Origin of the sequence: Paramesorhizobium leguminum (assembly GCF_003217235.1) — a bacterium.
Lineage (GTDB): Bacteria > Pseudomonadota > Alphaproteobacteria > Rhizobiales > Rhizobiaceae > Paramesorhizobium > Paramesorhizobium leguminum.
On sequence record NZ_QJTF01000043.1, the window covers coordinates 1 to 9,772 of the forward strand.

The 9,772-nt window shown below is 63.0% G+C and carries 2 protein-coding genes and 2 pseudogenes; 3 read left to right on the forward strand and 1 reads right to left on the reverse strand.

The annotated features are described in order from the left end of the window. The 3 genes and pseudogenes from C7477_RS18365 to C7477_RS18375 form a co-directional block, all read left to right on the forward strand. On the forward strand, nt 1-5,172 hold a 5,172-nt coding region (locus tag C7477_RS18365), incomplete at its 5' end, for a DUF7507 domain-containing protein (RefSeq protein ID WP_146226127.1). Then, nucleotides 5,169-8,933 carry an RHS repeat domain-containing protein gene (locus C7477_RS18370; RefSeq protein WP_110754792.1) on the forward strand — a complete coding sequence of 1,255 codons (3,765 nt, stop codon included), beginning with the start codon at nt 5,169-5,171 and terminating at the stop codon, nt 8,931-8,933. The genes C7477_RS18365 and C7477_RS18370, both read left to right, overlap by 4 nt. A 214-nt stretch (nt 8,934-9,147) precedes the next feature. Then, nucleotides 9,148-9,696, forward strand: a pseudogene (locus C7477_RS18375) (DUF4372 domain-containing protein); the annotation flags it as partial. On the opposite strand, the pseudogene C7477_RS19560 reads toward C7477_RS18375, so the two are convergent. Beyond that, nucleotides 9,677-9,772 (reverse strand): annotated as a pseudogene (locus C7477_RS19560) (AAA family ATPase); the annotation flags it as partial. The pseudogenes C7477_RS18375 and C7477_RS19560 overlap by 20 nt on opposite strands.

A 9,772-nucleotide genomic window follows, 5' to 3' on the forward strand; every position in this document is an offset into this window, starting at 1 on the left:
AAGAACGCCGGCAAGGTGACGCTGTCTGATGTGACGGTCAACGACCCGATGATCGCCGCCAAGGGCATGGTGCTGGCCCCGGCCTCGTATCCGAGCGTGCTGCCGGGCGAGACGGTCAGCTTCACCGCGACCTATCAGCCCGTGCAGGCCGATATCGACGCCGGCCGGATCGACAACGTCGCCACGGCGAGCGCCAAGACGCCCGATAATAGCGATGCGGTGAGCGAGCCTTCGGCGGCGACGATCAATGCCGATGTGACGGCAGCGCTGACGCTCCAGAAGTCGGCGGCGGTTGATGGCGCTGATGCGCTCTACAGCCTCGGCGAGACGGTGACCTATAGCTTCACGGTCAGGAACGCCGGCAAGGTGACGCTGTCTGATGTGACGGTCAACGACCCGATGATCGCCGCCAAGGGCATGGTGCTGACCCCGGCCTCGTATCCGGCGGTGCTGCCGGGCGAGACGGTCAGCTTCACCGCGACCTACCGGCCCGACCAGGCCGACATCGACGCCGGGCGGATCGACAACGTCGCCACCGCCTCGGCCAAGACGCCCGATAACGGCGATGCGGTCAGCGAGCCTTCGGCGGCGAGCGTCAATGCCGACGTGACGGCCTCGCTGACGCTGGTGAAGTCGGCGGCGGTTGATGGCGATGATGCGCTCTACAGCCTCGGCGAGACGGTGACCTATAGCTTCACGGTCAAGAACGCCGGCAAGGTGACGCTGTCTGATGTGACGGTCAATGACCCGATGATCGCCGCCAAGGGCATGGTGCTGACCCCGGCCTCGTATCCGGCGGTGCTGCCGGGCGAGACGGTCAGCTTCACCGCGACCTACCGGCCCGACCAGGCCGACATCGACGCCGGGCGGATCGACAACGTCGCCACCGCCTCGGCCAAGACGCCCGATAACGGCGATGCGGTCAGCGAGCCTTCGGCGGCGAGCGTCAATGCCGACGTGACGGCCTCGCTGACGCTGGTGAAGTCGGCGGCGGTGGATGGCGACGATGCGCTCTACAGCCTCGGCGAGACGGTGACCTATTCGTTCACGGTGAAGAACGAAGGCAAGGTGACGCTGTCTGATGTGACGGTCAACGACCCGATGATCGCCGCCAAGGGCATGGTGCTGACCCCGGCCTCGTATCCGGCGGTGCTGCCGGGCGAGACGGTCAGCTTCACCGCGACCTACCAGCCCGTGCAGGCCGATATCGACGCCGGGCGGATCGACAACGTCGCCACCGCCTCGGCCAAGACGCCCGATAACGGCGATGCGGTCAGCGAGCCTTCGGCGGCGACGATCAATGCCGACGTGACGGCCTCGCTGACGCTGGTGAAGTCGGCGGCGGTTGATGGCGACGATGCGCTCTACAGCCTCGGCGAGACGGTGACCTATAGCTTCACGGTCAAGAACGCCGGCAAGGTGACGCTGTCTGATGTGACGGTCAACGACCGGATGATCGCCGCCAAGGGCATGGTGCTGACCCCGGCCTCGTATCCGGCGGTGCTGCCGGGCGAGACGGTCAGCTTCACCGCGACCTATCAGCCGGACCAGGCCGACATCGACGCCGGCCGGATCGACAACGTCGCCACCGCCTCGGCCAAGACGCCCGATAACGGCGATGCGGTGAGCGAGCCTTCGGCGGCGAGCGTCGAGGCGGACGTGACGGCGGCGCTGACGCTCAAGAAGTCGGCGGCGGTCGATGGCGCCGATGCGCTCTACAGCCTCGGCGAGACGGTGACCTATAGCTTCACGGTCAAGAACGAAGGCAAGGTGACGCTGTCTGATGTGACGGTCAATGACCCGATGATCGCCGCCAAGGGCATGGTGCTGACCCCGGCCTCGTATCCGGCGGTGCTGCCGGGCGAGACGGTCAGCTTCACCGCGACCTACCGGCCCGACCAGGCCGACATCGACGCCGGGCGGATCGACAACGTCGCCACCGCCTCGGCCAAGACGCCCGATAACGGCGATGCGGTCAGCGAGCCTTCGGCGGCGACCGTCAATGCCGACGTGACGGCCTCGCTGACGCTGGTGAAGTCGGCGGCGGTGGATGGCGATGATGCGCTCTACAGCCTCGGCGAGACGGTGACCTATTCGTTCACGGTCAAGAACGAAGGCAAGGTGACGCTGTCTGATGTGACGGTCAATGACCCGATGATCGCCGCCAAGGGCATGGTGCTGGCCCCGGCCTCGTATCCGAGCGTGCTGCCGGGCGAGACGGTCAGCTTCACCGCGACCTACCGGCCCGACCAGGCCGACATCGACGCCGGGCGGATCGACAACGTCGCCACCGCCTCGGCCAAGACGCCCGATAACGGCGATGCGGTCAGCGAGCCTTCGGCGGCGACGATCAATGCCGACGTGACGGCCTCGCTGACGCTGGTGAAGTCGGCGGCGGTTGATGGCGACGATGCGCTCTACAGCCTCGGCGAGACGGTGACCTATAGCTTCACGGTCAAGAACGCCGGCAAGGTGACGCTGTCTGATGTGACGGTCAATGACCCGATGATCGCCGCCAAGGGCATGGTGCTGACCCCGGCCTCGTATCCGGCGGTGCTGCCGGGCGAGACGGTCAGCTTCACCGCGACCTACCAGCCCGATCAGGCCGATATCGACGCCGGGCGGATCGACAACGTCGCCACCGCCTCGGCCAAGACACCCGATAACGGCGATGCGGTGAGCGCGGAGGCGACCGCGACGCTCTCCGCCGATGTGGTCTCAGGCCTGACCATCGACAAGAAAGCAACGCTGAGCGGGGGTGACGACATACTCCATCTGGGCGAGACGATCACCTACACCTTCACGGTAAGGAACATTGGCAAGGTGACGATGAAGGATGTCACCGTCAACGACCCGATGTTGAAGGCCAAGGGCGTCACGATTACGCCGGGACCGCAGACAGTCGCACCCGGTGCCACCGCTATCTTCACGGCAATCTATCAGCCTGATCAGGCGGACATTGATGCGGGCCAGGTCAGGAACACGGCGACGGGCACCGGCACGCCGCCTTCCGGGCCGCCGCTCGAAAGCGAGCCGGATACGGAGATTGTGCCGCCGGATTTGAAGCCGGGGCTGACCATCGAGAAGAGCGGCACGCTCGACGACACGGACGGCGACACGTTCGTCGATGCGGGCGAGACGATCACCTACACCTTCGTCATCAAGAACACCGGTCAGGTGACGATGCGGGACGTCACGGTGAACGACCCGATGCTTAGCGAGAAGGGCATCACGGTGACGCCTGGACCGCAGACGCTAACGCCGGGCGCGGAGGTGATGTTTACGGCCGTCTATACGGCTGTGCAGGCGGATATTGACGGGGGCCGGGTGAAAAACACGGCGACCGGCACCGGTAAGACGCCATCGGGCGGCGAAGTCACCAGTCCGCCGGACGAAGTGACTGTGCCGCGGGACGACAGAACTGGCTTGACCATCGACAAGCAGGCCACGCTTGACGACCAAAACGGCAACAACGTCATCGATCCCGGCGAAACGATCGCTTACGCCTTCGTGGCCAAAAACACGGGCGCCGTGACGATGACGAATGTCACGGTGAACGATCCGATGCTGGCAAAGGCTGGGGTCGTGATCACCCCGGCATCGGTGGCGACACTCGCACCCGGCGCTGAGGCGACCTTCACGGCGAGCTATACGCCCACCCAAGCGGATATAGAGGCGGGTTCCGTTTCCAATACGGCAACCGCCAGCGGCACGCCGCCTTCCGGCACGCCGCTGGAAAGCGAGCCGGACACGGAAATCGTGCCGCCGGTCAAGCTTTCGCGCCTCATGATCGTGAAGAAGGGCGAGTACAAGGACAATGACAATAACGGCCAGGCAAGCCCCGGTGATGAGCTCATCTATCGCTTCACCATCACCAACACGGGCGGGCAGACCATTGAAGGTGTCTCGCCGGTCGATGACGGCCCGACCTTCAACGGCATACGGGGAACAGGCAAGCTTTCCGCCTTCACGCCTGAAAGCGTGACGCTGGAGCCCTATGGCGAAGAGGTGTTCACCGCGACTTATGCGTTGACGCAGGCGGATATCGACAATTCCGCCGGGCAGACGGAGGCCATCGCGAACTCGGCCACCGCCAAGGGTAATATCCATGGCGGCCCCCCGGTTCCCTCGACGACGTCCACCTCCAAGGTCACGATTCCGCCGGTGACGGCTGCGTCGGACATCAGCATCATCAAGCAGGCGGGGCTACGCCAGATCAAGCGCGGCCAGAAGGCGCCATTCACCATCAAGGTGACCAACCACTCCAGCACGAGTGCGGGCCTTGTTACCGTCACCGACTTCATTCCGCCCGGCTTCCGCTACGTGGATGGTTCGGCGACGGCTATCCGCTATGTGGATGATCCATCGACAGCCGAGGTTGTAGCGGTAACACCGGTTGTCACCGGCCAGCGGGTGCGTTTCGACAACATCGAGCTTGGTCCGAAAGTCACGCTGGAAATCCGGTTGCAAATGCTGGCGCTGAGCACGGCCACCCCGGGCAAGCATACCAACAAGGCCGTGGTCAGCGGTCCCGATGGCGAACCGCTGGCGCCCGAAGCCCGCGCGGACATCGAGATCATGATCGAGCCGGTGTTCGATTGCGGCGACATCGTCGGCAAGGTGTTCGACGACGTGAATCGCAACGGGTACCAGGACAAGGGCGAACCCGGCCTGCCGGGCGTACGCATCGCCACGGTGCGCGGCTCGCTGGTGACGACGGACAAGCATGGGCGCTTCCATGTCGCCTGCGCTGACCTGCCGGACAACCGCATCGGCTCGAACTTCATCATGAAGCTCGATCCGCGCACGCTGCCCGCCGGTTATCGCCTGACGACGGAGAACCCGCGCGTCATCCGCCTGACCGCCGGCAAGATGTCGAAGCTGAACTTCGGCGCTTCTATCGGCCGCGTCGTCCGTCTGGATCTGACGGATGCGGCCTTCGAGCCTGATACCACCACCCTGAAAACGCAATGGCAGAAGGGCCTCGATCGTCTGATCGAGGCGCTGGAAAGCGAGCCGTCGACCCTGCGCCTCGGCTATGGCGCCGCCGCCGACGCGGCGCTTGCCCGCCAGCGCATCCGGGCAATCGAGGAGGACATCGCCAAACGATGGAAATCGGTCCGGGGCCGGTACGAACTCACCATCGAAACCCGCGTGGAGGCAGGCCAATGAAAACCATGACCTTGACTTCATCCGCCTTGTGTCGCGTGATTCTGCAAAAGCGCAGCGTACTGTTGGCGGGCTGCGCCATGGCCGTGATCGCGGTTCCCGGCGCATCCGCCGAGGAGTGGCTTCGCGGCAAGGCGCTGGACAGCAGCACCGTCGAGGCGACGAAGATTGCGCCGAATGTCGAGCAGGAACGCGCAGGCGAGGGCGGGGATATCCCGTTCTCGATCAGCGTCGATGGCGAGACGCTTAGCGAATCCGGCAAGAAGGCGGAGCCGGCCAAAGGTGCGGCGAACAAGCAGCGCCAGGCGGATGTGGGCCTCGCCGCCGTCGATATCCAGGTGAAGTTCGACGGGCTCGATGCCAAGCCGATGCTGAATGTCTCGACCACGCCAATCCGCCGCGCCTATAAAGCCGGCGAGCCTGTGCGCTTTCTTGCGACTTCGAATTACCCGGCTTTCATTACGCGCTCGGAGATCCGCATCATCGAGGCTGACAAGCCGCTGACGGATGAGCCGGTCGGCGTCGTTCCCGTCGCCATCAATGGCGAAGCGGAATGGGTGATGCCGGAAACGGAGAACGACAAGACGCGTTTCAAATATATCCTGCGCGTCTATGATCGCGATGGCCGTTATGACGAGACGCTGCCCCGCTCCATCGCCCGCACCGACAGGGAATTGCCCAAGGAAGAGACGAAGGTCTCGGACGCGCCCGCGCCCGGCATGGGCGAGGACAATACCGGCTCGCGCAATATCAATGTCCATGGCGGCGCGGTGACGGTGTTTGGCCGCAACGTGCCGGAGGGGTATCAAGTGCGCGCGCTCGACGGCATCGTGCCGCTCGACGACAACCAGTCCTTCGTGATGCAGCGCATCCTGCCGCCCGGCGATCACAATGTCGATGTCGCGGTGCTCGGCTCGCTGAAGGGCAGCGCGCTCGATTTCAGCCGCCAGATCAACATTCCCGACAATGACTGGTTCTATGTCGGCCTCGCCGATCTGACCGTCGGCAAGCGCATGGGCGACGACAATATCGAGACCGTTCGTCCGGGTGAATATGACAAGGTTTATACCAAGGGACGGCTCGCTTTCTATGTGAAGGGCAAGATCAAGGGCAAGTATCTGCTGACGGCTGCTGCGGATACCCGCGACAGCGAGATCAAGGATATGTTCCGCGGCCTCGATGACCGCGATCCGCGCAGCCTGCTGCGCCGCATCGATCCGGATGCCTATTATCCTGTTTATGGCGACGATTCGACGATTGTCGAGGACGCGCCGACCAACGGCAAATTCTATGTCCGGCTGGAGCGCGGCGACAGCCATGTGATGTGGGGCAATTACAAGGCCTCCATCACCGGCACGGAATTCATGAATTCCGACCGGGCGCTCTATGGCGCCAGCGGCGTCTACCGCTCCGAGGCGGTGACCTCGTTCGGCGAGCGCAAGTCGGAGGCCAACCTCTATGCCGCTCAGCCCGACACGCTGCCGCAGCGCGACGAGTTTCTCGGCACCGGCGGCTCGGCTTATTTCCTGAAGCGGCAGGACATCACCACCGGGTCCGAGACGCTCACCATCGAGGTGCGTGATCAGGTGACCGGCCAGGTGCTGGAACGCAAGAACCTCGTCTATGGCGAGGACTATACCGCGGATTACCTGCAGGGCGTGGTCATCCTCAAGCGGCCGCTTTCATCCTCCGCCGGTACCAACGGGGCGGTGCGTGAAGGCGCGCTCGGCGGCAACCGGGTCTATCTCATCGCCCAGTATGAATATACGCCGTCGGCGGGCGAGGTGGACGGTTATGTCTATGGCGGACGGGGGCAGCATTGGCTCGATGAAAAAGTGCGTGTCGGCGTCACCGGCATGAACGAAACAACCGGCGATGCCAATCAGCAGGCGGTGGGAGCGGATGTCACCATTCGCCATTCGGAAAAGACCTTCCTTGAGGCAGAAGTTTCGCACTCCAAGGGGCCGGGCTTCGGCACGTCGCGCTCTACCGATGGCGGCCTGACGCTAAGCGACGTCCGCAGCACCGGCACACGCGAGCGGGCGGCAACCGCCTGGCGCACCAAGGGGCAGATCGACCTGGAGGACATCACCAAGAGCGGGATAAAGGGAACCATCGGCGGTTATTACGGGGAAAAGCAGGCCGGGTTCTCGACGATCGCCGAGCAGGTGACCGTCGATGAACGCGTCTGGGGCACCCATGCCGACCTGGAGCTGACGGAAGACACAGATCTCAAACTCACCTATGACGACTATCGCGAAGGCCGTGACTACGACGATGTCAACGACCGCGAAACCGGCGGACGGACCAAGCGCAAGGGCGAGGGAACGGTCAGCCATCAGCTCGATGAATATTGGAAGGCTTCATTCGGCGTTTCCTATACCGAGCTGCGCTCGCCGATTGCCGTTGCTTCCGGCAAGAACGGCAATGACGGCGAACGGCTCGATGCCGGCGTCAGGCTCACTTATGCGCCCGATGCCGATCATGAATATTATGTCTTCGGCCAGGGCACACTTTCGCGCGATGGCGACATCAGGCGCAATGACCGCCTCGGCGTTGGCTCGAAATACCAGCTGACGGAAAAGATCGGGCTCGAGGGCGAGATTTCCTATGGCAATGCCGGCCTTGGCGGGCTGGCAGCCGTCAACTATTCGCCGACGGCAGCCGATAATTACTATTTCGGCTACCGGCTCGATCCTGACCGCGCGTTCGATCTCGACCGCTCTTACGATCTTGACGGCTCGGACAAGGGGACATTCGTGCTCGGCATGCGCCGCAAGCTGGATGAAACGCTGTCGACCTATGCGGAGAACAATTACGATATCTTCGGCCGCAGGACCTCGCTGACCAAGACCTACGGCGTCGTCTATACGCCCGATACGATGTGGACCGTCGATGGCGGTTTCGAGGCCGGAACGATCGAAGACGACACCGTCACCATTATCGAGAATAGCGACGGCACCTCCACCACTTCCGAAAAGTCCGACTTCGACCGCAAGGCGATTTCACTCTCGGTCGGCTACAAGGATGAGGAACGGGGCATCAATGCGCGGATGCGCGGCGAGGCCCGGTTCGAGGATTCCGACGATGACAGCCGCGACGTCAACACCTATCTGTTCGCGACGGGCCTTGGCTGGAAGACCAGCGAGGACTGGCGCCTGCTCGTCAATCTGGATGCGGTGCTATCCGATTCGTCCGGGGAGAGTTCGTTCACCGACGGCGATTATGTCGATGCTTCCATCGGTTATGCCTATCGCCCGGTCGATAATGACCGCCTCAACGCGCTGTTCAAATATGCCTGGGTTTACGACCTGCCCGGACAGGACCAGATCAGCGCCATCACAGGCGACGAGTATGGTCCGGCGCAGCGCAGCCATATCCTTTCAGCGGATGTCACCTACGACCTGATGCCATGGCTCTCCATTGGCGGCAAATACGGCATGCGCTACGGCCAGGTCCGCGAAAGGATGCTGGACGGCGACCGCGAGGAATTTTCCGACTGGTACGCGTCCTCCGCGCATCTCGGCATCCTCCGTGCCGATTTGCATGTGGTCAAGAATTGGGACGCCCTCATCGAGGGCCGGGCGATGCACATGCCGGAGGCGAAGACCACCGACTATGGCGCGCTCGTCGCCGTTTATCGCCATGTCGGCGAAACCTTCAAGGTCGGCGCGGGCTACAATTTCGGCATCTTCTCCGACGATCTGCGCGATCTTACGCTTGATGACAAGGGTATGTTCGTGAACGTCATCGGGAAGTTCTGATAGAACCGCCGCAGCCGGCAAGCCAACCGGCCGCGGCGGAGATCATGCGCTAGAATCTGTCAGCATTAGCTTGAAACAGCGCCCCTCTCGCCGTCATTCTCGGGCTTGTCCCACTGCTGTCCGGTTTAAAAATCATGGACAAGGCGCACAGTGTTGATTCTACTGGTGTTCGAGCGTTTAGCGACGATCCCGGACACGACAGAGGAGCAACACCGTGCGGCACCACAATAGCGTTTTTCATGATCTGTTGAAGCGGATACCGTGGGCCGTGTTCGAAAGACTTGTGGACCAGCATCAAGCTGACAAACACGTCCGGCGATTGCCGACGAAGAGCCAGTTGATCGCGTTGCTTTACGGGCAGTTGGCCGGTGCGCAGAGCTTGCGCGAGATTGTCGGCGGTCTTCAAAGCCACGCAGTGCGTCTTTATCATGTGGGTTGGCGCACGGTGTCGCGCTCGACCTTGGCCGATGCCAATGCGCTTCGTCCGGATGCCGTCTTTGCCAAGCTGTTCGCTCATATGATCGCGGAAGCCGGTCGCGGGCTGAGGCGGTCGGTCGGTGAAGCCATCTATCTGATTGATTCAACGAGCTTGAAGCTGAGCGGCGCGGGATCGCACTGGGCGCGCTTTTCCAGCCAGGCCTGTGGCGCCAAGCTGCACATTATCTATGATGCCGACATCTATGATGCCGACGCTGAAAGGCCGATCTACGCGGCTGTCACGCCGGCCAAGGTCAACGACATCACCGGAACGCTGCGCCTGCCTCGATAGCCTGCAACTGCTGCGGATCGCCAACCAGCACCACCTTGGCCCCAGCCTCCGCCGCATGGGACAGAACTCG

Bases quoted from the DNA above. Each gene is read 5' to 3' on its own strand.
- C7477_RS18370 (WP_110754792.1), top strand. From the start codon at position 5,169: ATGAAAACCATGACCTTGACTTCATCCGCCTTGTGTCGCGTGATTCTG.